22 protein-coding genes are annotated in these 25129 nt (G+C 32.5%); 18 read left to right on the top strand and 4 right to left on the bottom strand.

Annotated elements, in window-relative coordinates; genetic code table 11:
- Positions 1-147: 147 nt before the first annotated feature.
- Entirely contained in the window at positions 148-675 is a 528-nt protein-coding gene (locus RCH19_RS12960) for a MepB family protein (RefSeq protein ID WP_343023572.1), read from the top strand.
- Here RCH19_RS12960 and RCH19_RS12955 read toward each other — a convergent pair.
- On the bottom strand, positions 664-1335 hold the full coding sequence (locus RCH19_RS12955; protein ID WP_343023571.1) for an RNA methyltransferase: 672 nt from the start codon (positions 1333-1335) through the stop codon (positions 664-666). The two genes, RCH19_RS12960 and RCH19_RS12955, sit on opposite strands and share 12 nt — an antisense overlap.
- 223 nt (positions 1336-1558) lie before the next feature.
- Here RCH19_RS12955 and RCH19_RS12950 point away from each other — a divergent pair, with 223 nt between their 5' ends.
- The 5 genes from RCH19_RS12950 (at position 1559) to RCH19_RS12930 (ending at position 8814) form a co-directional block, all read left to right on the top strand.
- On the top strand, positions 1559-2251 hold the full coding sequence (locus RCH19_RS12950; RefSeq protein WP_343023570.1) for an NAD-dependent deacylase: 693 nt from the start codon (positions 1559-1561) through the stop codon (positions 2249-2251).
- Positions 2252-2361: 110 nt separating this feature from the next.
- The gene (purB, locus tag RCH19_RS12945; RefSeq protein ID WP_343023569.1) at positions 2362-3708 is read left to right on the top strand and encodes an adenylosuccinate lyase; all 1347 of its coding nucleotides are present in this window, start codon (positions 2362-2364) and stop codon (positions 3706-3708) included.
- Positions 3709-3893: 185 nt separating this feature from the next.
- Positions 3894-6131: a cation:proton antiporter gene (locus RCH19_RS12940; protein ID WP_343023568.1), complete on the top strand. Its 2238-nt coding sequence runs from the start codon at positions 3894-3896 to the stop codon at positions 6129-6131.
- 186 nt (positions 6132-6317) lie between these two features.
- Positions 6318-6923, top strand: coding sequence for an NAD(P)H-dependent oxidoreductase (locus RCH19_RS12935; RefSeq protein ID WP_343023567.1), 606 nt, complete (start codon positions 6318-6320; stop codon positions 6921-6923).
- Between the two features lies 1 nt (position 6924).
- Entirely contained in the window at positions 6925-8814 is a 1890-nt protein-coding gene (locus tag RCH19_RS12930) for a monovalent cation:proton antiporter-2 (CPA2) family protein (protein ID WP_343023566.1), read from the top strand.
- 85 nt (positions 8815-8899) lie between these two features.
- Here the strand turns inward: RCH19_RS12930 and RCH19_RS12925 are convergent, their stop codons facing one another.
- Positions 8900-10363: an aminoacyl-histidine dipeptidase gene (locus tag RCH19_RS12925; RefSeq protein ID WP_343023565.1), complete on the bottom strand. Its 1464-nt coding sequence runs from the start codon at positions 10361-10363 to the stop codon at positions 8900-8902.
- Between the two features lie 110 nt (positions 10364-10473).
- Between RCH19_RS12925 and RCH19_RS12920 the strand changes: the two genes are divergently transcribed.
- Positions 10474-11535: a DUF3810 domain-containing protein gene (locus tag RCH19_RS12920; protein WP_343023564.1), complete on the top strand. Its 1062-nt coding sequence runs from the start codon at positions 10474-10476 to the stop codon at positions 11533-11535.
- Positions 11536-11682: 147 nt separating this feature from the next.
- On the opposite strand, the gene RCH19_RS12915 is transcribed toward RCH19_RS12920, so the two are convergent.
- Positions 11683-12987 carry an NAD(P)/FAD-dependent oxidoreductase gene (locus RCH19_RS12915; RefSeq protein ID WP_343023563.1) on the bottom strand — a complete coding sequence of 435 codons (1305 nt, stop codon included), beginning with the start codon at positions 12985-12987 and terminating at the stop codon, positions 11683-11685.
- Positions 12988-13413: 426 nt separating this feature from the next.
- Here RCH19_RS12915 and RCH19_RS12910 point away from each other — a divergent pair, with 426 nt between their 5' ends.
- The 11 genes from RCH19_RS12910 (at position 13414) to RCH19_RS12860 (ending at position 23789) form a co-directional block, all read left to right on the top strand.
- The gene (locus tag RCH19_RS12910) at positions 13414-13917 is read left to right on the top strand and encodes a sigma-70 family RNA polymerase sigma factor (protein ID WP_343023562.1); all 504 of its coding nucleotides are present in this window, start codon (positions 13414-13416) and stop codon (positions 13915-13917) included.
- Positions 13914-14513, top strand: a complete 600-nt coding sequence (locus RCH19_RS12905) for a hypothetical protein (protein ID WP_121926093.1) — start codon at positions 13914-13916, stop codon at positions 14511-14513. The genes RCH19_RS12910 and RCH19_RS12905 overlap by 4 nt, the downstream gene beginning before the upstream one ends.
- Positions 14514-14716: 203 nt before the next feature.
- Entirely contained in the window at positions 14717-16663 is a 1947-nt protein-coding gene (gene thrS, locus RCH19_RS12900; RefSeq protein WP_343023561.1) for a threonine--tRNA ligase, read from the top strand.
- A gap of 22 nt (positions 16664-16685) precedes the next feature.
- The gene (gene infC, locus RCH19_RS12895; RefSeq protein WP_072987201.1) at positions 16686-17237 is read left to right on the top strand and encodes a translation initiation factor IF-3; all 552 of its coding nucleotides are present in this window, start codon (positions 16686-16688) and stop codon (positions 17235-17237) included.
- Between the two features lie 115 nt (positions 17238-17352).
- Entirely contained in the window at positions 17353-17550 is a 198-nt protein-coding gene (rpmI, locus tag RCH19_RS12890) for a 50S ribosomal protein L35 (protein ID WP_121926091.1), read from the top strand.
- A 174-nt stretch (positions 17551-17724) separates the two neighbouring features.
- Positions 17725-18069 (top strand): 50S ribosomal protein L20, encoded by a 345-nt coding sequence (gene rplT, locus RCH19_RS12885; protein ID WP_121926090.1) that lies wholly within the window; start codon positions 17725-17727, stop codon positions 18067-18069.
- 145 nt (positions 18070-18214) lie between these two features.
- A complete protein-coding gene (locus RCH19_RS12880; protein WP_343023560.1) occupies positions 18215-19945 on the top strand; it encodes an ATP-binding protein in 1731 nt (576 codons plus the stop codon).
- Positions 19946-19956: 11 nt separating this feature from the next.
- Complete coding sequence (locus tag RCH19_RS12875; RefSeq protein ID WP_343023559.1) at positions 19957-20625, top strand: response regulator; 669 nt, start codon at positions 19957-19959, stop codon at positions 20623-20625.
- A gap of 728 nt (positions 20626-21353) precedes the next feature.
- Positions 21354-21674 (top strand): hypothetical protein, encoded by a 321-nt coding sequence (locus RCH19_RS12870; RefSeq protein ID WP_343023558.1) that lies wholly within the window; start codon positions 21354-21356, stop codon positions 21672-21674.
- A gap of 587 nt (positions 21675-22261) precedes the next feature.
- A complete protein-coding gene (locus RCH19_RS12865) occupies positions 22262-22669 on the top strand; it encodes a hypothetical protein (protein WP_343023557.1) in 408 nt (135 codons plus the stop codon).
- 286 nt (positions 22670-22955) lie between these two features.
- On the top strand, positions 22956-23789 hold the full coding sequence (locus tag RCH19_RS12860) for an endonuclease/exonuclease/phosphatase family protein (RefSeq protein WP_343023556.1): 834 nt from the start codon (positions 22956-22958) through the stop codon (positions 23787-23789).
- Positions 23790-23856: 67 nt separating this feature from the next.
- Here RCH19_RS12860 and RCH19_RS12855 read toward each other — a convergent pair whose 3' ends face one another.
- On the bottom strand, positions 23857-25119 hold the full coding sequence (locus RCH19_RS12855) for an asparagine synthetase B (protein ID WP_343023555.1): 1263 nt from the start codon (positions 25117-25119) through the stop codon (positions 23857-23859).
- Positions 25120-25129: the final 10 nt, after the last annotated feature.

The following is a 25129-nucleotide window of genomic DNA, read 5'->3' as shown; positions in this document are numbered from 1 at the left end:
GTCTCTAACTATGATTCAATATATTAATAAGTTCATATTTAACAGACCAATAAACAATATTAAAATACAAATCAATTAATTACACCCAACGGGTTTAATTAATATTTCTCCTCGTAATAAAATTGAGACCCTCCTAAAACAAAAAAAATGTCCTGGAAAACTGTTCCTACAATTCAAGCTGATTTGCTTCTTGCTAAAGAACTCCTTTATGACAGCTGTGGTTTTGAATGTTCATTACCTAAAAAGGAAAAAGAAAGCGCAGAATATGGAGCCTATTCATTCCAACTAAAAAATAAATCGATTGTATTTCGAGTTGCTAAAATTACTCCAACAAAAATTGGACAATTTGTAACTTTATGGAAGAGAAATGGTAAAGGACCAATTCAACCACTTGATTTCACAGATACAATTGATTTCATTGTGATTAGCGTTCGGAAAGAAAATTGTGTTGGACAATTTGTATTCCCTAAATCTGTGCTTTGTGAAAAAGGAATTATTTCGACAACTACTAAAGAAGGCAAAAGAGCGATTCGCGTTTATCCGCCTTGGGATGAAGCTATAAATAAACAAGCTCAAAAAACGCAAAAATGGCAACTGGATTATTTTTTAGAAATTCCAAGCGATGAAACAGTTAACATTGAAGATGCGAAAAGGCTTTACGATTTATACAACTGATTTTGGATTATCAATAAAATAACGCTCTTCAATTCTTTTGATATCTTTTATAGAATTTTTAGCCCAAACCAAACGTTTTTCTAAGATTTCTTGTTCGGATAAATGCCAATTAATGTTCGTTTTGCGTAATCGACTCGTTAAGTTTTGAATTATTATTGCGGCAGAAACTGAAATATTTAAACTCTCTGTAAAACCTACCATCGGGATTTTAAGAAAACCATCGGCACGTTCCAAAATTTCTTGTGATAAACCGTCTCTTTCTGTTCCAAAAAACAAGGCACTCGGTTTTGATATATCAAAATCATCCATCAAGCAATCTCCTTCGTGAGGAGTTGTTGCGATAATTTGGTAACCTTTGTTTTTTAAAGTATCTACGCAATTCGTAATACTATCGAATGTATTTATATCCACCCACTTTTGAGCACCCATTGCAATTTCCTTATCGATACTTTTTCCGTAACGTTGTTCGATTACATTTAATTCTTGTATTCCAAAAATCTCACAACTGCGCATAACCGCACTAGTGTTGTGCATTTGGAAAATATCTTCTACTGCAATTGTGAAATGCTTCGTTCTTGTTTCCAGTACTTTTAGAAACTTTTCTTTACGGTTATCAGTCAGAATGTTTTCAAGAAAATTCAAGTAATCGATGTCAATCATAAGGATTAATTTTTTGCAAAAATAGTAAAAAAGAGTAGCTTTATCACTTTGAAATTAGTTTCTACTACTATTAAAATCTTATTTTTGATTTGAAAATGATTTATCAATTTTTAACGAATTTGCGTGAGGGATAGAGGCGGCATCCTTTTCTGGACTTTTTAGGACAGAAAAGATAAAGCCGAAAGCCCGGTCGCTTTTGCGAACACGCCCAAAATAAAACAATATGAAAAAGAAATTAGTTGTCCTTACTGGAGCTGGAATTAGCGCTGAAAGTGGCGTGAAAACATTTCGTGATAGCGGTGGACTCTGGGAAGGGCATAACGTTATGGATGTAGCAACTCCTGAAGGTTGGAATAGAAATCCAGCTTTAGTTCTTGACTTTTATAACCAAAGAAGAAAACAGCTTAAAGAGGTAGAGCCAAACTTAGGACACTTGATTTTAGCTGAATTAGAAAAAGATTTTGACGTTTATATAATCACTCAAAATGTTGACGATTTACATGAACGCGCTGGAAGTACGAATGTTTTGCACCTACATGGGGAACTACTCAAAGTGCGAAGTATTGCAAATCCAAATTACATAATAGACTGGAAAGAGGATTTGAATTTTGGTGATTTCGATGAAGACAAAAATCAGTTACGACCGCATATTGTTTGGTTTGGAGAAGAAGTGCCAGCATTAGAGGAAGCAATTACTATTACAGAAACTGCCGATTTCTTAGCTGTAATCGGGACTTCGTTGCAAGTATATCCTGCGGCGGGAATAATCGATTATGCACCTCGTAAAACTCAACTATTTTATATTGATCCAAAGCCAATAAAGATTCCAAATCTTAGAAATGCTATAGAGGTAATTACAGAGGTGGCCTCGAAAGGAGTAGAAATCATGAGAAATAAGTTGCTTTCTTTTCTTTAAAAAATTAAAATGGACAAAAGCATGGTGTTAAACGGTTCAAATGTCAGAAATCGTAGGTATAATTTCTAATATCTGCTTATATTTGCGGCTTTCGAACAAACAACTAAACGATGACTACTTTAAACGAATTGAACGCTATATCGCCAATTGATGGCAGGTATAGAAATAGGACTATTTCACTTTCTCCATTTTTCTCTGAAGAAGCTTTAATTAAATACCGTGTACTGGTAGAAATTGAATATTTTATCGCTTTGTGCGAAACTCCTTTACCTCAACTAGCAAATGTAAATCCAGAGTTATTCGATAGTTTACGTAATATTTATAAAAACTTTTCTACGGAAGATGCACTTTGGATTAAAGAAACCGAAAAAGTGACAAATCATGACGTAAAAGCAGTTGAATATTTCATAAAAGACGCTTTTGAAAAACTAGGTTTATCAGAATATAAAGAGTTTATCCACTTTGGACTGACTTCTCAAGACATCAATAATACAGCAATTCCACTTTCAACAAAAGATGCTTTTGAAAAAGTGTATATGCCTTCTTTAATTACTTTGACTTCAAAATTAAAGGATTTAAGTATCGAATGGAAGGACATTCCAATGCTTGCTCGTACGCACGGACAACCCGCTTCACCTACTCGTTTAGGTAAAGAAATTGGAGTTTTTGTAGAGCGTCTAGAAGAGCAAATGCGTTTGTTGTTTAATATTCCGTTTGCAGCTAAATTTGGTGGCGCAACTGGAAACTACAATGCACATCATGTAGCGTATCCACAAATTGACTGGAGAAAATTTGGTGGTAAATTTGTTGAAGAAAACCTTGGTTTACACCACTCCTTCCCTACTACACAAATTGAGCATTACGATCACTTTGCAGCATTTTTTGATGCATTAAAAAGGATTAATAGCATCATTATCGATTTAGACAGAGATATTTGGACATATGTTTCAATGGAATATTTCAAACAAAAAATCAAAGCAGGAGAAATAGGATCTTCGGCAATGCCACATAAAGTTAACCCGATTGACTTTGAAAATTCAGAAGGAAATTTAGGGATTGCAAATGCTATTTTCGAACATTTATCTGCTAAATTACCTGTGTCAAGATTGCAGCGTGACTTGACCGATAGTACGGTTTTAAGAAATATTGGAGTTCCAATAGGACATACTTTAATTGCATTTGAAGCAACTTTGAAAGGATTGAACAAATTGCTATTGAACGAGCCTAAATTCCACGAAGATTTAGAGAAGAACTGGGCTGTTGTTGCTGAAGCAATTCAAACAATATTGCGCAGAGAAGCGTATCCAAATCCTTATGAAGCTTTGAAAGGACTGACTCGCACAAATGAGGCGATTGATAAAAAAGCAATTCATGGTTTCATTGCAACACTTGATGTTTCAGATGAAATAAAAGCAGAACTAATGCAAATTACTCCTAGCAATTTCTTGGGAATATAAATACTACATTTTATCTTTAAAATAATCAATTCCCATTAAAAAGAACGAAACACTTCTTTTTAATGGGAATTTTTCATTTTTATCATTCGAAAAGTACTCGTTTTAACAAAATTTACTGTTTATAAAAAAATATTTTATATATCTTACCAAAATACAGAAAATCTTTAAAAAACGACTAAACGCCAATGAATACCGCAGAAACAGTAGCAAATGTATCGCTACACTTAGAACCTTTAATCAGTGATTTAGGATTAATATTAATGACAGCTGCAGTTGCAGTTTTATTATTTAAAAAGATAAAACAGCCACTTGTCTTAGGTTACTTGATAGCTGGTTTTTTAGCTGGAAATCACTTCGATTTTTTTCCTTCTGTAAAAGATTTAAAAAGTGTAGAAGTTTGGGCTGAAATAGGAGTGATATTTTTACTTTTTAGCTTAGGACTCGAATTTAGCTTTAAGAAACTAATGAAGGTTGGCGGATCTGCATCAATTACCGCCGTCACGCAAATAATCGCAATGATCGCAATAGGTTATATGGTTGGACAATGGATAGGCTGGAAACCCATGGATAGTGTATTTCTAGGAGTTATTCTTTCGGTTTCATCCACGACAATTATCCTCAAAACTTTTGAAGAACTCGGTGTAAAAACACAAAAATTTGCTGGAATCGTTATCGGATCATTGATTGTACAAGATATCGTGGCCATTTTAATGATGGTTTTACTTTCAACTATTGCAGTGAGTCAGCAGTTTTCAGGCGCTGAATTATTTATGTCTGTTTTGAAATTAATTTTCTTCTTAACAATTTGGTTTGTAGGAGGAATTTTCTTCATTCCCACATTATTGAAAAAAGCAAAGAACATATTAACAGATGAAATGCTATTAATAGTTTCACTAGCTCTATGTCTAATGATGGTTATTCTAGCGGCTAATGTTGGTTTTTCTCCTGCTTTAGGTGCGTTTATTATGGGTTCTATTATCGCAGAGACAACCCAAGCGGAACATATTGAACATTTAGTAAAGCCTGTTAAAGATCTTTTTGGAGCTGTATTTTTCGTATCTGTTGGAATGTTAATCAACCCAGATACTTTGTATGAATACGCGTTTCCAGTTGCTATATTGACATTTGTTGTAATTATTGGACAATCTATAAGTTCAACAATTGGTGCTTTGCTTTCTGGACTACCACTCAAGCAATCCGTGCAAACAGGAATGAGTTTATCGCAAATAGGGGAATTCTCTTTTATTATTGCTACGCTTGGAATGTCTCTGAATGTAACTAGTGATTTTTTATATCCTATTGTAGTGGCGGTATCAGCAGTGACAACCTTCACCACTCCCTTTATGATTAAATTATCAACTCCGTTTTCTGAATTTATCGAAAGAAAATTACCAAGAAGATGGATTAAAAGAATTGAACGTTACAGTGCCAATGCGCAATCGATAAAGTTAGTGACGAACTGGCAAATTGTGGTTCGCGCTTTCTTAACTCAGGTTATTATACATTCGGTTATTATTGTAGCAATGATATTGCTTTCTTCAAAGTACATTCTGCCACTTGTGGAAGATTCTAAGTTTGCAAACGTATTTGGTGTGCTTATCACTTTAGTTATAATTTCTCCATTTCTATGGGCACTGTCATTACGACGTGTTGCAGTAAAAGAAGTTGCTATTCTTAGGGAAGAGCGCAGGTATCGTGGACCCATTTTGATCATGGTTTTATTGCGAATGGTCTTAGCATTATTTTACATTGGATTGTTACTAAATGTATTTTTCTCTCCAGTTATTGCATTGGTAGCTTTAATATTGGTAGTTCTTGGATACTTTATTTTCCCTAAAAAATTAAATGCACATTACCATAAAATTGAAGATCACTTCCTGAAAAATTTGAATGCCAGAGAAATTAAAAAAGCAATAAGAAGTAGAAGTGAATTAACACCTTGGGACGGACACATGTCTACATTTGAAATTGCAGCTACATCAAACGTCGTTGGTAAAACACTTGAAGAACTGCGTATCAGAGAACAATTAGGTATAAACATCGCTTTCATTAAGCGCGGTGAATTCACTATAAATATTCCTAATAAAAATGAGCGATTATTTCCTAAAGATGAAATATGTATCATTGGTACAGATGAACAAGTGAATGAATTTAAAGCTTATTTGCATCATAACGAAATAGAACTTCCAGAAATTATAGAAACAGATATCGTTTTAAAACAATTAGAAATACAAGACGAAGAATTCATTGGTTCCACTATTAGAGAATCACAATTGCGCGAAAAAACAAATGCGCTAATAGTTGGAATAGAGAGAAGTGGAAAACGAATTCTAAATCCAGAATCCTCAATGATATTAATGAAAAATGATATACTTTGGGTTGTTGGAAGTAAAAAATTAATAAGGACTTTTTTCAAGAATTAATCTCGTTTAAAATCAATTTTTAATCCTGCTTAATTATTTTTTAATTAAGCAGGATTTTATAATTTTAAATTTAAGAATTAATCAATATTTTATATCTTTCAGCAAATGAAATATTCTCAAAAACATTGTCTTTCAAACAATTGTACAAAATACTGGATTTAAAAGGTTTTTTAAAAATAAAATTTAATGTCAAAGAATAAAATCTTAATCTTGTTTTCTCATCCTCTATTCGAAAAATCACATGCGAATAAAGCTCTAGTGGATAATATTCCGCAATCTGACCACATCACCTTTCATGATTTATATGAAGAATATCCTGATTTTGATATTGATGTTAAAAGAGAGCAATTATTGTTGAGTCAGCACGATATTATTATTTGGCACCATCCAATGTATTGGTATAGCTGTCCGCCACTGATGAAACAATGGATTGATATGGTCTTAGAGCACAATTGGGCGTACGGAAAAAAGGGAAAAGCATTACTTGACAAAATTATATTCCAAGTTTTAACCACCGGCGGTGACAAAGAAAATTATTGCGAAACAGGAAGTGATCGCTACAGCATTCTCGAATTATTAGAACCCTTTAATCAAACTGCAAAAGTATGTAATATGATTTATTTGCCTCCTTTTGTAGTGCATGGAACACACAACATGACAGAAAAAGATTATGCGAAAAATGGTTTAGTTTATGGCTACTTTTTAGACTATCTACAAAACACCAATTTGGATACAAATGAAATCTTGCAACATAACTATTTGAACGAATGGTTTGCCACAATACAAGTTTAATATGGAAACTGATTTTTTATTACAAGCAATTATTTATTTAGCAGCAGCTGTAATTTGCGTTCCTATTGCAAAGAAGTTGGGCTTGAGTTCTATTTTGGGTTATCTTATTGCTGGAATTGTTATCGGTCCTTACGTCCTTGGATTTATTGGTCAAGAAGGTCAAGATATAATGCACTTTGCTGAATTTGGCGTTGTAATGATGCTTTTCCTTATTGGTTTAGAACTAGAACCGAGGAAGTTTTGGAAAATGCGAAAATTCATTGTCGGTATGGGTTCTGCTCAATTGATAGGAACTACCGTCATTCTTTTTTTAGGCTTTCTTTTATTTATGGATTGGAGTTGGAAAACAGGATTAGCAATCTCATTGGCTTTAGCTTTATCATCCACTGCAATCGTTCTGCAAACTCTTAAAGAAAAAGGATTATTAAACACTTCGCTCGGGCGCTCCTCTTTTGCTGTTTTACTTTTCCAAGATATAGCTGTGATTCCTATTTTAGCTTTTTTACCTCTTTTATCTTCGGTAAATATAGATGCGGTTAGTGATGGCCCACAATCTTTAATTGCTGGATTTCCTAGTTGGTTACAAACCTTAATTGTACTCGGAATTATCTCAACTATATACTTTGCTGGTCGCTACGTATTCGTTCCTTTATTACATATTATCGCAAAAACGAGATTGCAGGAATTATTTACTGCCTCTGCTTTATTGTTAGTCGTGGGTGTTTCTTATTCTATGCAATTAGTAGGTTTAAGTCCCGCTCTTGGTGCTTTTATGGCTGGAGTCGTTTTAGCAAACTCGGAATTCCGTCATGAGCTAGAAGGAGATATTGCTCCATTTAAAGGGTTGCTTTTAGGACTCTTTTTTCTTGGTGTTGGTGCATCAATAAACTTTAAATTGATCATCGAAAACCCGCTATTCATATTTGTTTTTGGAGCGATCTTAACTTTAGTTAAATTCTTAGTATTATTTTTCATTAGCAGATTCAATAAAAAAAGAGTAGACCAGAATTTTCTATTCGCGTTTGGTTTAAGTCAGGCTGGAGAATTTGGATTTGTAATCATGAGTTTCTGTATGCAACTCAACATAATTCCGAATGTTTTGGCAAACCAAGTTATGGCTGTAATTGCGATGAGTATGGTTGCTACGCCTTTTTTACTGCTTATCAATGAAAGATTAATTTATCCATTTACTAGAGCGAAAGAAAAAGTCAACGAACCCAAAAAAGAAAATGATTTTATCGACGAGCCTACTCCTGTTATTATTGCAGGTTTTGGTCACTTTGGTAGCACCGTGGGACGTTTACTAAAAGCAAATAAAGTAAAGTTAACCATTTTAGATTATGACTCTGAACGGATTGATTTACTTCGAAAAATGGGATTCAAAGTATATTACGGCGATGCAACTAGACTAGAATTACTTAAAGCTGCGGGTTGCGAAAATGCAAAACTCTTTATTGCTGCTATTGACAATCCATCAGTGAATTTACAAGTAATTGAAACTTTAAAAAAACACTTTCCTCATTTGAAAATTCTAACTCGAGCGCGTAATCGAAATGATGCGTATGAACTAATTGATCACAAAGTCAAACATATCTACAGAGAAACTTTATTTAGTGCCGTAAATATGGGTGTTGATGCTTTGGTTGCTTTGGGTCATCGTAAATATTCAGCAACGAGACAAGGTCAGCAATTTATAAAATATGACGAAATTACAACGCGGAAGTTGGCTGAAAAGCGTCATGATAAAATGGCTTATATGATCACTATAAAAGAAGAGGTTGAACTGCAAGAAGAATTATTAAAAACCGATATCTATTCGCAAATTGCTGCAACTAATCATAGTTGGGACAGTGAGCATTTAAAGAATAATTTAGCAGATAATAATGAGTAAGGACTACCGTATTTAAAAAATAAAAAAGCATAATTAAAATCCTCGAGGAAATTAATTATGCTTTTTTATTAATTATTTGAAGAAACTATTTTACTGGAATATTAGCTAAAATTTCCAGAACGAATTTCCAGAATTTCTGAGAAGAAGAAATACTAGCTCTTTCATCTGGTGAATGCGCACCGTGAATAGTTGGTCCAAAAGAAATCATATCCATATCAGGATAATTAGTTCCTAAAATTCCACATTCTAATCCAGCGTGACACGCCACTACTTTTGGTTTCTCACCATTTTGTTTTTCATAAATTGGAACCAATAAATCTAGAATTTCTGATTCTGAATTTGGAGTCCATCCTGGATAAGATCCTGAAAACTCTACTTCACAGCCCATCAATTCAAATGCAGAACGCAAAGCGTTAGCCATATCAAATTTAGAAGTTTCAACAGAAGAACGAGTTAAGCATTGAACTGTAAGTTGTCCTTTGCCTAAAATTACTTTTGCAATGTTATTAGAAGTTTCTACTAGATTATCAAAATCAGCGCTCATTCTATAAACTCCATTATGAGCGGTGTACATGGCTCTTACAAAGTAAAATTGCGCAATAGATGGCATCACTTTAGCGGGAGCTACATCCATTTTTTCAAAAACTACTTCTAAATTTGGCTCCGTAGTACTGAATTCCGTTTTAATCTCGTTTACGATTTGTTGCATATCAAAAACGAAAGCTTCATCATAAACACCCGCAATAATGACTTTAGCCGTGCTTTCTCTCGGAATAGCATTACGCAAACTTCCACCAATAATCTCTGAAATTTGCAGTCCAAAATTATCAAAACCATCAAATAATAAACGGTTCATAATTTTATTAGCGTTACCTAGACCTTTGTGAATGTCCATTCCTGAATGTCCACCATTTAGTCCTTTTACAGTAATCTTATATCCTACAGAACCTTCAGGAGTTTCATCTTCATCATATTCTGCAGTTGCTGTTACATCAATTCCACCAGCACAACCGATATCGATTTCATCATCTTCTTCAGTATCCATATTCAAAAGAATTTCTCCTTGAAGGACACCACCTTTAAGATTCAACGCTCCAGTCATTCCAGTTTCCTCGTCAATAGTAAACAAAGCCTCTATTGCAGGATGCGGAATATCAGTACTTTCTAAAATTGCCATTATCGCAGCGACTCCAAGACCGTTATCAGCACCTAGCGTAGTTCCTCTTGCGCGAACCCAATCCCCATCAACATACATATCAATTCCTTGGGTATCAAAATCAAAAACGGTATCCGAGTTTTTTTGATGTACCATGTCTAAATGTCCTTGAAGCACAATTGCTTTGCGGTTTTCCATTCCTGCCGTTGCCGGTTTACGAATAATTACATTACGGATTTCATCTTCAAAAGTTTCTAATCCAAGGCTTTCGCCAAAATTTTTCATAAACTCAATTACACGATCTTCTTTTTTAGAAGGACGAGGAACAGCATTCAAATCAGCAAACTTATTCCAAAGTGCTTTTGGCTCTAGATTTCTTATTTCTTGACTCATTTATTTTTGTTTCAGGTTTAACATTTTAAGAATCCAAAGTTACAAAGTTTAAATTCTTTTTCAGTACTAATTGATATTGTAATTATATTTACATTTCGAAAAAACATATCGTGAAACGCAAATACATTCTTCCCTTCTTTTTATTGATCCAAATAATATTCCTGAAAATTGTTCCTTACTTTCCCGAAGTTGTGGAACAGTATTACAGTAATGGCCTCTATCCAATAATTTCTAAAGTTGAGCGAATTATTTTAGGGAGTATTCTATTTTCTGTTGGGGACATACTGTATTTTGTTTTGATTGTATTAGGAATCAAATGGGGTATTGAAAAGCGAAAAACTTGGAAATTAGAATGGCAAAACAATATTCTGGCAATTTTAAGCTTCATGTCCGTGTTCTATTTTTGTTTTCATTTGCTGTGGGGTTTGAATTACTACCGCGAACCGCTTTTTGAAAAAATGAATGTCGAACGCGATTATTCTAATGCCGACCTTTTGGCTTTCACCAAAAAGATAATCGCTAAAACAAATGCTGTTCACATTCAGATAACAAAAAATGATAGTTTGAAAGTAGTAGTTCCTTATTCACAAGAACAGGTTTTTAAGATGAGTTTGAATGGATATAAAACTTTATCTAATCAATACTCTTTCTTCAATTATCAAAGACCTAGTATCAAGAAGTCCTTATTCAGTTTACCACTCACCTATATGGGTTTTGGTGGATATTTAAATCCTTTTACAAATGAAGCCCAAGTCAATTACCTCGGACCCATGTATAGTTTTCCAATGACAACCACGCACGAAATGGCACACCAAATAGGGTTTGCCAGCGAAAGTGAATGTAATTTTATAGGATTTCTAGCAGCTGTAAAAAATGAAGATTATTACATTCAATATTCTGGTTACAGTATGGCTTTGCGTTATTGTTTAGGAAACTGGTACTCAAGAGATGAAAAAGTATATGACGAATTATTAAAAACTGTTCATCCAGGAATTTTACAAAATTACCGAGAAAGCGAGCTTTTCTGGAAACAGTATGACACTATTATTGACAAAGGTTTTCATGCTTTTTATGATCAATTCTTGAAGGTAAATCAGCAGCAAGATGGATTAGAGAGCTACAGTAAATATGTGAATTTGCTGGTGAATTTTTATAAGGAAAGAGAGTTTTGATATTTGATTTTTGATTGTAGATTAACGATTTTTGACTTTTGATTTTGGAGCAATTAATAACAAGGTAGACTTTATTTAAATTCCATTCAAAGACTTATTACTAGTTACTAATTACTCTTAACTCACTCCCTCAAAAAATCATACTTTTTATATCTCATCGCTTATAAAAGTCGTAAAACTTTTCTTTTTATATGGTCTAATGATCAATCGGCCTTCACGGTCGAAGCGAATGTAATTGTAAACCCAGTTCAGGAAAACTACTGCTTTATTTTTGAATCCAATTAGTGAAAATAAGTGAACAAACATCCAGACAAACCACGCAAACACACCGCTAAAATTGTAGTTAGGTAAATCAACTACGGCTTTATTCCTACCAATTGTCGCCATTGAACCTTTATCTTTATATTCGAAAGCCTTCATAGGTTTATTTTGAAGTAATCGCGCTAAGTTTTCTCCTAGTAACTTCCCTTGTTGTAAAGCGGGTTGCGCCATCATAGGATGTCCTTGTGGATACAATTCTGACTCCATTGAAGCAATGTCGCCTAAAGCAAAGATATCGCTATAACCTACCACTTGATTGAACTCGTTTACGCGAATACGCTCTACTTTTTCAACTAATGATTTACTATCTAATCCTGCCACTATTGCGCCTTGTACTCCCGCAGTCCAAATTACGGTTGCAGTTTCAAAAGTTAAATCGGAATTTGTCGTTATGGTACGACCGTCGTAATTAGTGACACGAACATTTTTCCAAATTTTCACTCCCAAGTTTTCTAAAAACTTCTCCGCTGCTGCTGAGGATTTCTCACTCATCGTGTTTAGTATTCTGTCTCCACTTTGAATCAGATTAATTTGCATTTTGGCAATATCGAGATCAGGATAATCTTTTTGAAGAATCGCTTTTTTCATTTCTGCCAAAGCACCTGATAGCTCTACTCCTGTTGGTCCACCACCAACGAGGACAAAATTGATCAAACTGTTTTGCTCCGCTACATCTTTAGTTAAAACAGCTTGTTCGAAATTCTCTAATATCAGACTTCGAATGTTTAGTGATTGCGGTATGGTTTTCATAGCCATACTGTTTCGTTCTATTTCTTTGTTACCAAAATAATTAGTCTTCGAACCCGTCGCAATTACTAAATAATCATAACTCAACTCTCCAATTTCGGCGATTACTTTTTTATTGACCGTATCGATTTCTTCAACATTCGTTAGTCTGAAATAAAAATCATCATATTCTTGAATCACTTTCCGAATTGGATATGCAATCGAACCTGCTTCTAGTCCTCCCGTCGCAACTTGGTACATTAAAGGTTGGAAATTATGATAATTGTGCTTGTCTAAAAGAACGACTTGTACTTTTTTAGTTTTTAGTTTTTTAGCTAATGCAATTCCTGCGAAGCCGCCGCCAATAATAACTACTCTAGGTAATGTTGAATGTGGGATATTCATATAGATTCTTGATGCTGAAATTAAGATTTGCTAATATACGACGTAATATCCTCTCCCCCAACCTCTCTTCAAAGTACAGAGGAGCCGAGTATTGAAAAAAATTGAGGAATGATTAAATTGAAAATATTTTTGATTGATGATTAACGTGCCGAAGTTTCGGGATTGATTGTAGATTGAAAACCAAGTGTTAAACGCTAATGACTTTTTAACTAAATTGACTTTGTCACAAGAGTGTAATGAAAATCATACGTGGTCAATTAGCCCTGATTGTAGCGACATCCCTTGATGATTGTGTGCGTAGCGACACAATTAACAAGGATACAGCGCAAAGCAGGACAAAATAACTTTTTGAATTAATATGTATGTGCTCCTAAAAAAAAGCCGCTACTTTGTAACAAAATCCATCAATGGATTACTAACGTATATATGAGTGAAAATTTAGAACATTCTTTTGTCAAGCAGCTGCGTGAAAATCAGAATATAATCCACAAGATTTGTAGGTTATATACTAATGACGACGATGCCCACAAGGATTTGTTCCAAGAAATCACGATTCAGTTGTGGAAAGCATTCCCGAAGTTTAGAGGTGATAGTAAATTCTCCACTTGGGCTTATCGAGTAGCACTGAATACCGCAATTACGCTGTACAGAAAAACAAAGCGCTCCATAAATACAGTAGAATTTGAAGGAAGGCAGCATTTCCTGAATGATGTCGAATATGATTATGAAGAAGAAGAACAATTGAAATTGATGTACAAGGCCGTTTACCAACTAAACGACATTGAGAAAGCGTTGATATTTATGTATCTTGAAGATAAGGATTATCATGAAATATCAGAAACACTAGGGATTAGCGAAGTTAATGCTCGTGTAAAAATGAATAGGATAAAAGGGAAATTAAAAAAAATATTAAATCCATTAGGAATATGAAAGAGCTGGATTTATTAAAAAAGGATTGGCAAAAGATTGATAATTCTTTTGCGCAAGTATCGGAAAATGACATTTATAAAATGATTCATAAAAGATCATCTTCCATTGTGAAGTGGATTTTTATAATTAGTATTTTAGAATTTATAGTATTGAATTCGTTAAGTTATTTAATGCCAACTGAAAAAACGAGTGAATCACCAATAGTTGAGATACTAATTAGCTTTTTAGATTATTTAAGCTATGGAGTGGCATTATTTTTTATGTATTTATTTTATAGAAATTACCGTTCTATTACTGTTACTTCGAATACAAAAAAGTTGATGGAATGCATATTAAATACTAGGAAAACTGTGCGCTATTACATTATTTTCAATCTAATGCTAGTTTTTGTTGTTTCAGTAATAGTATTCTTTAATGAATTCCAAAATGAAGCTGCAAATAGTCCGGGTGGAAAAATGGTTTTAATTTGTGTTCTTATGTTGTTTTTCATTGCATTTTTAATTGGCGCTGTATGGCTTTTTTATCAATTAATTTATGGAATACTTCTAAAAAAACTAAATAGAAACTACATCGAATTAAGAAAAATTGACTTGTAAAATTGATAGTTTTGCAGTTATCAAGAAATACTATTTTTAAATTTTTTATCAGTTAATATCGTTAAAAGAGTGAACTACTACCTTATTAACAGATCATTTTTAAAATACTTCGTTATTTTGTAAAGTTTAGACTAACAAACATCAGCTATTTATTGCTTGTCTTTTCCTAATAATCTATCTTTGCATTCATAAAATTTTAAAAAATGATTAAGATTACTTTACCCGATGGGTCAATTAGAGAGTATGCTTCTGACGTAACTCCGATGGATGTTGCAAAAAGCATTAGTGAAGGATTTGCTAGAAATGTAATTTCAGCTTCTTTTAATGGTACAACTATTGAAACCTCTACTCCATTGACAACGGACGGAAATCTTACATTATTTACTTGGAACGACGAGAATGGTAAGAAAGCTTTTTGGCATTCTACTTCGCACGTTATGGCGCAAGTTTTAGAAGAAATGTATCCAGGAATTAAATTAACTCTTGGGCCAGCAATCTCTAATGGATTTTACTATGATGTAGATTTTGAAGATCATAAAATCACAGATGCTGATTTCAAAAAAATTGAAGACCGCGTTCTTGAAATTTCACGAGGAAAACATGAGTTTAAATTACGCCCTGTAACTAAAGCAGAAGCTTTAGAATTATACAAAGACAACGTTTATAAAACAGAATTAATCACAAATCTTGAGGACGGAACAATTACATTCTGCGATCATGATACTTTTACTGATTTATGTCGTGGTGGTCATATTCCAAACACTGGGATTATCAAAGCGATGAAAATAATGAGTGTTGCTGGTGCATACTGGCGTGGTGATGAGAAAAATAAGCAATTGACTCGTGTTTATGGAACATCATTCCCTAAACAAAAAGATCTGACAGAATACTTAGCGTTACTTGAAGAAGCAAAACGTCGAGATCATAGAAAATTAGGTAAAGAACTTGAATTATTTGCTTTTTCAGCAAAAGTTGGTCAAGGTTTACCTTTATGGTTACCAAAAGGAGCTGCATTGAGAGAGCGTTTAGAGCAATTCTTGAAAAAAGCACAGAAAAAAGCAGGTTACGAGCAAGTGGTTACTCCACATATTGGTCAGAAAGAATTATATGTAACTTCCGGTCACTATGCAAAATACGGAGCTGATAGTTTTCAACCAATAACAACTCCGCATGAAGGTGAAGAGTTTTTATTAAAACCGATGAACTGTCCGCATCACTGCGAAATCTATAATGTAAGACCATGGTCCTACAAAGATTTACCAAAGCGTTATGCTGAGTTTGGAACTGTTTATAGGTACGAACAAAGTGGTGAATTACATGGTTTAACCCGTGTACGTGGTTTTACTCAAGACGATGCACATATTTTTTGTACGCCTGATCAATTAGACGAGGAATTTAAAAAAGTAATTGACTTGGTACTTTATGTATTTGGTTCTTTAGGTTTCGAAAATTTCACAGCTCAGATATCATTGAGAGACAAAGAAAATAGAGAAAAATATATTGGTACTGATGAGAATTGGGAAAAAGCAGAGAATGCGATCATAAGCGCTGCAGCCGATAAAGGATTGAATACAGTTATTGAATATGGCGAAGCTGCTTTCTATGGTCCAAAACTGGATTTCATGGTAAAAGATGCTTTAGGTAGACAATGGCAATTAGGGACAATTCAGGTAGATTATAACTTACCAGAACGTTTTGATTTGACATACAAAGGTTCTGACAATGAATTACATAGACCTGTGATGATTCACAGAGCTCCATTTGGTTCAATGGAACGTTTTATAGCAATATTATTAGAACATACAGCAGGAAATTTCCCACTTTGGTTAATGCCAGAACAGGCTATAATATTGTCTTTGAGCGAGAAATATGAAATATATGCGAAAAAAGTTTTAGATTTGCTAGAAAATCACGAAATTCGCGCCCTCATTGATAACAGAAACGAGACTATAGGTAAGAAAATTAGGGATGCAGAGATGCAAAAAATCCCATTCATGTTAATCGTAGGTGAAGAAGAAGAGAAAAATGGAACAATTTCTATCCGTCGTCACGGTCAGGAAGGGAAAGGAAATATTACAATTACAATCGATGAATTTGCTGCAATTGTAAATGATGAAATCAGCAAAACATTAAAAGTATTTACAGTTTAACTTAAATTATAAAGTCATAGCAATAAGAAGCAACAGAGGTTACCAACCTCGCGTAGAAAAAAAAGATGCCCATAGAATAAACGGCCTTATTCGTGGTATACAAGAAGTACGACTTGTAGGTGAAAATATAGAGCCTGGAGTTTTTAAACTTACAGAAGCGCTAAGATTGGCAGATCAATTCGAATTGGATTTAGTTGAAATTTCACCTAATGCTGAGCCACCAGTTTGTAAAATAATGGACTACAAGAAATTTGTTTACGAACAAAAGAAACGTGATAAAGTCCTAAAAGCAAAATCTACTCAAGTTACTGTTAAAGAAATCCGTTTTGGACCGCAAACAGATGAGCATGATTATGAATTTAAGAGAAAGAACGCAGAGAAATTCTTAAAAGAAGGTGCTAAGTTAAAAGCATTCGTTTTCTTTAAAGGACGTTCTATTATCTATAAAGATCAAGGTCAAATCTTATTATTAAGATTAGCAACAGATCTAGAAGAATTTGGTAAAGTAGAAGCTATGCCAGTTCTAGAAGGAAAGAGAATGATTATGTTCATTGCTCCTAAGAAGAAAAAATAGATAAGTCCAAAGTCGAAAGTTGTAATGTCTAAAGTTTTCACTTTATGACTTTAAGACTTTCTACTTTAAGACTAGAAGATAAGTAAGTAAGAATAAATTAAAACACTAGGAAAAAATGCCTAAAATGAAAACCAAATCTAGCGCCAAGAAACGTTTCAAAGTTACTGGTTCTGGAAAGATTAAAAGAAAGCATGCTTTTAAAAGTCACATCTTGACTAAAAAATCTAAAAAACGTAAATTAGCATTGACACATACTGCGCTAGTTCACAAAACAGATATGAAAAGTATTAAACAACAATTAAGAATTATCTAATAAGTCTAAAGTTATAAAGTCTTAAAGTCTAAAGTTAATTACTTTCGACATTCGACTTTTGACATTTGACTAAAGATTTCTTTAGGTTAAAACAATTTAAAATAACCTTGGAGTATGGCCATTAAGTGCTTTTGATTAAATTCAAGCCGCCTGCTACAAAAAAACAATAAAATTATGCCAAGATCGGTAAATTCAGTTGCAAAAAGAGCAAGAAGAAAAAAAATAATGAAGCAAGCCAAAGGTTTCTTTGGTAGACGTAAAAACGTTTGGACAGTTGCTAAGAACGCGGTAGAGAAAGCAATGTGCTACGCTTACCGTGATAGAAAAGTGAATAAAAGAAATTTCCGTTCATTATGGATTCAGCGTATTAACGCTGGAGCTAGATTAGAAGGAATGTCTTATTCTCAATTCATGGGTCAGGTGAAAAAGAATAATATCGAATTGAACCGTAAAGTTCTTGCAGATTTAGCTATGAATCACCCAGAAGCTTTCAAAGCAATACTTAATAAAGTAAAATAAACGTTTTATCAACATAATTTAGATTACTTACTTATGAGAACCTCATCCGCAATGCGAGATGGGGTTTTTTAATTTATGACAAATTATAAAACTAAAATAATTTAATAGGTGTTCTTTTAAATATTAATTTCAGTAATTTCGTGCAATGAATTCAAAAAACAAATATTCTCTCATTTGTATTAACGTAGTACTAATTCTTACTCTACTGCTGAATTCATGTGCTAAAGAAGTACCTAAATTACCTAAAAAAAGAGATCGGACCACTATAAATAAGTATCTTGAACTTGGTTATAAGAGTAATGATAACAGTAATTTTGATAGTTCTTATTACTATTTTAATAAAGCCAAATATACTGCAGAAATACAAAAAGACACTTCGATAATCATTCACTCATTATCATGGATGGCTGAAATGCAGCGCAAACAGGGAGATTATTCTGGAAGCGAAGATACTAGCGTAGAGGCATTACCGTACCTTGAAAATAACAACAAATATCCTTATGGAGAAACTAATTTATATATAGGCTTAGGAAATAATTACTTAATCACATTGGATAACAAAAATTCCATATTTTATTTAAAAAAAGCTATAAATGCAAAGACAGACGAGCTAGTAAAAGGTGATATTATTAATAATATAAGTTTAGCTTACACTGAAGAAGGTAATTATGAAAAAGCAGTGGAAATTCTCTTGCCGCTACTTGAAAAAAAAGAAATTATAAAACATCCAGAAAATTATGCACGTATTATTGATAATCTGGGAAATAATTATTTCGAATTAGGTGATTCAAAAGCACTCTCACTTTTACAAAAAGGATCAAAAATTAGAGAGGAAATTAAAGATTACTGGGGACTAACAGCGAGCTATTATCATTTAGCAGAATATTACAAAAAGGAAAATCCAAACTTATCTAATACTTATTTACTTCTTGGTTTAGAAAAAGCTACTAAACTAAATGCCATCGAAATGCGCTTAAAATTTTTAAAAAGCTTAATAGAGCAAAATACCGGAGATGATTTAAAAGCATTTTCTTTATCTTACTTGCATTTAAACGATAGTATTCAAAAAGTTAGGCAAAACTCTAAAAATCAATTTGCCAAAATAAAATATGATTCTAAAAAAGAAAAAGAAGAAAATGTTAATCTTAAAACCCAAAAAATAGAGTCTGCACTTCAATTAGAAAAACAAAAAAATAAGAATTTATTACTTTATTTGGTTGTTGGACTTATTACCGTTATCGGTAGTTTTATTTACTATTTTTTATTTCAAAAAAGCAAGAAAGAAAAAATAAGAATATCTTATAAAACCGAAATAAGAATTGCCAAAAAATTACATGATGAATTAGCAAACGATGTATACCAGGCTATGGCTTTTACTGAAACACAAGATTTATCTACCATTGAAAATAAAGAAACTTTACTTACTAATCTAGATACCATTTATTCGAGAACTCGAAACATTTCAAGAGAAAATAGCAGCATTGAAACTGGAGTTTCATTCGTACCAAATCTCAAAGAAATGATGTCTGGATTTAATACGACTTCCTTAAATATTATAATTAATGGATTGGAAGAAGTTAACTGGTTAAATATTGACGAAACTAAAAAGATTACTATTTATCGCGTAATCCAAGAACTATTGGTGAACATGAAAAAGCATAGTAAAAGCTCTTTAGTTGTTTTAACTTTCAAAAAAATAGAAGGTAAATTACATTTGGAGTACAGTGATAATGGCGTTGGATTAGAAGTTGATAAAATAATTTTGAAAAGCGGTCTTCAAAATGTGGAAAACCGTATTCTAGCTATGGAAGGAAAAATTACTTTTGACAGTAAATCCAATAAAGGATTCAAAACGAAAATTGTTCTTCCCATCTAATTGAAAGAGATATGTTTACCAAAGTTTTAATTGCTGAAGATTTAGATACCATTAGTTTTGCCGTAATTCAATTATTGCAAAAGCTAGGTATTAATGAAATCAACCATAGTAAATATTGTGACGACGCGTTTTTAAAAATTAAAAAAGCACTGCATGACGGTTTGCCTTATGATTTAGTCATTAGCGATTTATCATTCAAAAGAGATCATAGAGACGACAAACTTACATCAGGAGAAGAACTTATCGAGGCGATAAAAAAGGTTCAACCAACTATAAAGACAATCATCTTTTCAATTGAAGACAAATCTTTCCGAATTAAATCATTGTACACTAATTTAGGAATAAATGCTTACGTATGCAAAGGACGAGATAGCATTCAAGAACTTGAATCTACAATAAATCGTTTGTGTAATAATGAAGAAATAATAGTTTCAAACGAAATAGAAAGAAACTTACGATCTAACACTCTACTTGAGATTGAGCAGTACGATATTTTACTTTTAAAGTCACTAGCGAAAGGATTAACAATTGAAGATATTTCAACAGAATTCAAAAATTCTAAAATAAAACCTAATGGGAACAGCAGTCTCGAAAAGCGCGTTAATAAACTTAAAATATATTTCAAAGCTACTAATAATGTGCATCTGATTGCTATTACTAAAGATCTTGGTTTAGTATAAATATTTTATATTTAATTGTTAGAACTTTAGCAACACATTGATTCTAAATTATTCAAAGCAACAAGTTTGCTTACTCTTTTCAAACAGTAAAACAATTATAGCATTAGTGCGTCCTATCATATAAATTTACATTTTTTTTACAATGTGTTCGAATCTTTGGACTTATTAGTACATTAACACAAAACTGTAATTAAAAATATTTGATGTTAATCGAATTTTCTATAAATTTTCAACTTAGACAACTTGATTAACTAATTAATGTAAAAGATATTAGCCCGTTTGTCGATATTCTTTAAAATACTGCTAGATTTCAAGCTCTAAAATAATTTTAAAAAATGCTTTTTATTATTATTTCAACTTCTTAAAACAAAAGTCTGTTCCCTTCTCCAAAAGACTAAATAAAAAGCATTTCGGATAATTAAAATCTAATTTATTTCGATGATGGTATGACGCTAATTATATTAATTTAGTTACAAAATTAATTTTTTTTCTCGCTTTACGGTTTCCCGTAAACTTAAACCTTTTGATAGCAGTAGTTTTGATGCGTTCTAAAACCAAAATCAATTTAAGTTCTAAACTATCATATCATACAATCATTTATCATTTCTGTACAAATATTTTTTAACATTTAATATCAGGAAGTTCAGGTAGAAAAGATAATAGCAAATTTAAATTGAGAAAGTTACAATAGAAATAATCCATATCTCAAAAGATAAACCATAAATAAAGTGAAAAAATATATTGTAGTTGGACTAATCTTCGCTTTCATATTGTGCTACAGCATTAAAGTAATTTACAATACTAAATCTATAAAAAAAGACCTTTTGCAAACGACCTACGAAACAGTAGAATCATCCTCAAAAGTTAGCAAAGATGTAAAGACAGAAAAACTAAATAATGAAGGTGAAAAGATTAACTATTTTGAAAAACACAAAAAGAAAAGCAACATCGATTATATACTAGAAAATAAAAATTTTACTGAATCACATTCATTTAGCAGGCATAAAAAGGGGAAAATTTTTTATAGAAAAAATGTTAAAGCAGAATAGTGGTTTTCTATAGACCAATAATTTAACCAGGACCTGATTACCAACGAAAGTAAATTTCTAAACTAAACCAAATGTCATTATTCACTTTCGATCTATTATTTTCTGCTCAAATTTTCATCATCATATTAGGTGCAGTATTCATATTTTGTTTAGTTCACAGCATTTGGAAAAACAGATAAACCAAAATAATTAAAATTAAAAAAAATCCAAGTAAGAAATTAAATCTAAATGCTTTTTAATTACAAATTATAGTTGGAGACACCGTCATTAAAATTGCACTCACAAATTAAATTTATAATTCTACAAAACAATTATTTAATCACATATAATATTTAATAAAATTTGTAAGAATATCACTAAAAGTGGGTATTGCCGACTCACAAAAATTGATGTTAATTTACACTTTCTCTAGAAAACAAAATAGCGTCTAAAAAACTATTAGTGCATTGTGAATAGACCATTTTATAATTACCATTCAACCATTTGATCATAAATAAAAATTTTTACTTTAAAGCTTTACTAAGAATAAAAAGCAGACAAATTAAAGCAGACAGAACCAACATTTAATCCTTATTCATAATTATAAAATGAACCTAACACACACTTTCGAAATTCTGAATATCGAGAAAAACAGATTAATTGCTATTTCTAAGAAAACAGTAAAAAACGAAATAATGTTTTCTGATCTTGATGCGATATACATTACTGTTCGGAAATCATCAAATTTCAATAATGCTATTTTTTTACTTTTATCGGTACTTCTTCTTAGCGTTTTCTTGTTCTTTATATCACATGATATTGCACTTCTTATCCCACCTGGTTTAATCATTCTTACGATAATCAAAATGAATTACTACAAAGGTTACGATTTAAAAATACGTTTGAAAAATGGTACTATTTTTAAAATGAAGTTTCCTGTCGAACTTAAAAATGAAAACATAAACATCGTAAATCTTATACGAAAGCGCGTTTATGATTATAGAATTGCAAATTAATAGCCTTAGATGTTAGTATGAATTATTTTGTTGTCACTTGACCTTTAAACTAATTAGCTATATTATATCAATAATCATTCAAACTGTGAAAGTAATAAAAAAATATAAATATCTAATTACGAACTACTACGCGATTCATGATAACCTGAAATAGTAAAAGTTTCTTCTTAAAAAATAACCAGTCGTGCATTTTTATAACTAGAGACAATTGTTTATTTAGTACTATTGTAATAACTAAAAAAAGTAGAAGTGTTTTAGGCAGTAACTTTAAATTACTAGAGCAGGAATGATATACAGTTTAAAAATCAATTATAGCAAAGCATTTACTGTAATATTATTATTACTTTGCTTTTCTAATACATTATCAGCCCAAGTCAAACTCCTCTCTTGGAACATTGAAAACTTAGGTAAATCAAAATCAGATTCTACAATCATTTACATCGCTGACACAATTAAAAACTATGACATTATCGCCATACAAGAAGTAGTTGCAGGTTATGGTGGTGCACAAGCAGTAGCGAGATTAGCAGATGAACTGAATCTTAAAGGAGCTGAATGGGATTACACGATTAGCGACCCAACAAGCAGTAGCGCTTATAAAACGGAACGCTATGCTTTTATTTGGAAAACGAGCAAAGTGGAAAAAATAGGAAAAGCTTGGCTGGAACAAAAATACCATTTAGAGATTGATAGGGAGCCTTACTTCTGTACTTTTCAATATCAGGGTAAAGAATTTACGGTGGTTAATTTTCATGCGATCACTAAAAATAGACAGCCGGAAACTGAAATAAAATACTTCAAGTTTTTACCATTTGAATATCCTAACTTAAATTTAATTTTTGCTGGGGATTTCAATTGTCCGCAATCGCATACTGTTTTTAATCCATTAAAGAAAATGGGCTATCAATCTATTTTATTCGGACAAAAAACATCACTTAAAAAAGAATGCCGTGAGGATCTATGTTTAGCATCAGAATTTGACAATATGTATTTCAATACTACAAGAATTAGGTACATTAACGCAGGCGTTATTCCCTTTTACAAAAGTTTCAACACCCTAAAAGAAGCAAGAAAAATCTCGGATCACATTCCAATTTGGTTTGAATTCTCCGTAAATTAAAAATGATCATTAGAAAATATCTAAAAGGTAAAAGACGACCAAAATAATTCATACCTCAACCCAAAAATTACGTTTTCATTTTCTTTTTTCTTGCTGCTGGAAATAAAACATTATTTAAAATCAGTCGATAGCCTGGCGAATTTGGATGTAAATCTAAAACTGTAGGAGCATCACCTACTTGGTGTTCGTAATCTTCTGGATCGTGACCTCCATAGAAAGTAAACATTCCTTTTCCTTTTTGTCCATGAATGTAGCGCGCTTCACCGTTTATCTCACAAGTTCCCATAGTTAAAACATTCGACTTGATAAGTGTAGAGTCAAATGCGGTAGTTTGTCCCATAAACCCTTTTACTAACTGTGTATGGTTTTGACAAAGCATGCTCGGAATTGGATCCCATTTTGCAGAAAACTCCATCAACGAAAAATAATCTTTGGCAGCGGGAAGCTTTCGTTTTGATGTCATATCAATATCTGAGAACTCATAAACTTCTGGTCTTCTTTCCAAAGTAAAATCTTTAAAGGCAAAAGAATTACTAAAATTAATTTTCGATTGATAATTTCCTTCGCTTGCATCCCCATCAAACATTGCCTCACAAATATCCAATCCATCAGCTGCTAATGCAATATCAAAACTGTCAGTTGCAGAGCACATAGCAAACATAAATCCACCACCAACAACGAAATCTCTAATTTTTTTGGCTACAGCTCCCTTTTCTTCAGATACTTTCGAATATCCTAATTTTGCAGCTAAATTTTCGGCTTCCTTCTTTTGGTCAATGTACCACGGAACATTTTTGTAGGAACCGTAAAATTTGCCATATTGTCCGGTAAAATCTTCATGATGTAAGTGCAACCAATCGTAAAGCACTAACTGATCACCTAAAACTTCTTCATCATAAACAGCTGTAAAAGGAATTTCAGCGTAGGTAAGTACTAATGTAACGGCATCATCCCACGGTTGCTTTCCTTTTGGAGTGTAAACAGCAATTTTTGGTGCTTTCTCTAATACCACTGATTCCATATTTTGAGAAGGACTTGCAATTTCATTCAAAATAGAAATTTGTTCAGCATCAGAAATAACTTCGAAATTAACGCCTCGTATTTGACATTCCTTTCTAATTTCAACTGCATCTGGAAGTAAGAAAGAGCCACCACGATAATTGAGTAACCAGCTGGCTTTATAATTTTTATCCAAGCACCAAAAAGTTATTCCGTACGCCTTCAAATGATTTTGTTGCGTAGTTTCATCCATTGGAATCAAAATAAAGGAACCTCTAACTGAAAAGGAAACAAGCAAAATTAAGATCCAGAGTAACCGTGATAAAAGCATGGCAGTTTGT

The organism is Flavobacterium sp. PL12 (assembly GCF_039123485.1).
Lineage (GTDB): Bacteria > Bacteroidota > Bacteroidia > Flavobacteriales > Flavobacteriaceae > Flavobacterium > Flavobacterium weaverense.
This window is presented reverse-complemented; position numbering and strand designations above follow the sequence as displayed.

Excerpts from the sequence above, each read along its gene's own strand:
- RCH19_RS12960 (WP_343023572.1), top strand. The coding sequence starts at position 148 with ATGTCCTGGAAAACTGTTCCTACAATTCAAGCTGATTTGCTTCTTGCT.
- RCH19_RS12955 (WP_343023571.1), bottom strand. The coding sequence starts at position 1,335 with ATGATTGACATCGATTACTTGAATTTTCTTGAAAACATTCTGACTGAT.
- RCH19_RS12950 (WP_343023570.1), top strand. The coding sequence starts at position 1,559 with ATGAAAAAGAAATTAGTTGTCCTTACTGGAGCTGGAATTAGCGCTGAA.
- purB (WP_343023569.1), top strand. The coding sequence starts at position 2,362 with ATGACTACTTTAAACGAATTGAACGCTATATCGCCAATTGATGGCAGG.
- RCH19_RS12940 (WP_343023568.1), top strand. The coding sequence starts at position 3,894 with ATGAATACCGCAGAAACAGTAGCAAATGTATCGCTACACTTAGAACCT.
- RCH19_RS12935 (WP_343023567.1), top strand. The coding sequence starts at position 6,318 with ATGTCAAAGAATAAAATCTTAATCTTGTTTTCTCATCCTCTATTCGAA.
- RCH19_RS12930 (WP_343023566.1), top strand. The coding sequence starts at position 6,925 with ATGGAAACTGATTTTTTATTACAAGCAATTATTTATTTAGCAGCAGCT.
- RCH19_RS12925 (WP_343023565.1), bottom strand. The coding sequence starts at position 10,363 with ATGAGTCAAGAAATAAGAAATCTAGAGCCAAAAGCACTTTGGAATAAG.
- RCH19_RS12915 (WP_343023563.1), bottom strand. The coding sequence starts at position 12,987 with ATGAATATCCCACATTCAACATTACCTAGAGTAGTTATTATTGGCGGC.
- RCH19_RS12910 (WP_343023562.1), top strand. The coding sequence starts at position 13,414 with ATGAGTGAAAATTTAGAACATTCTTTTGTCAAGCAGCTGCGTGAAAAT.
- RCH19_RS12905 (WP_121926093.1), top strand. The coding sequence starts at position 13,914 with ATGAAAGAGCTGGATTTATTAAAAAAGGATTGGCAAAAGATTGATAAT.
- thrS (WP_343023561.1), top strand. The coding sequence starts at position 14,717 with ATGATTAAGATTACTTTACCCGATGGGTCAATTAGAGAGTATGCTTCT.
- rpmI (WP_121926091.1), top strand. The coding sequence starts at position 17,353 with ATGCCTAAAATGAAAACCAAATCTAGCGCCAAGAAACGTTTCAAAGTT.
- rplT (WP_121926090.1), top strand. The coding sequence starts at position 17,725 with ATGCCAAGATCGGTAAATTCAGTTGCAAAAAGAGCAAGAAGAAAAAAA.
- RCH19_RS12880 (WP_343023560.1), top strand. The coding sequence starts at position 18,215 with ATGAATTCAAAAAACAAATATTCTCTCATTTGTATTAACGTAGTACTA.
- RCH19_RS12875 (WP_343023559.1), top strand. The coding sequence starts at position 19,957 with ATGTTTACCAAAGTTTTAATTGCTGAAGATTTAGATACCATTAGTTTT.
- RCH19_RS12865 (WP_343023557.1), top strand. The coding sequence starts at position 22,262 with ATGAACCTAACACACACTTTCGAAATTCTGAATATCGAGAAAAACAGA.
- RCH19_RS12860 (WP_343023556.1), top strand. The coding sequence starts at position 22,956 with ATGATATACAGTTTAAAAATCAATTATAGCAAAGCATTTACTGTAATA.
- RCH19_RS12855 (WP_343023555.1), bottom strand. The coding sequence starts at position 25,119 with ATGCTTTTATCACGGTTACTCTGGATCTTAATTTTGCTTGTTTCCTTT.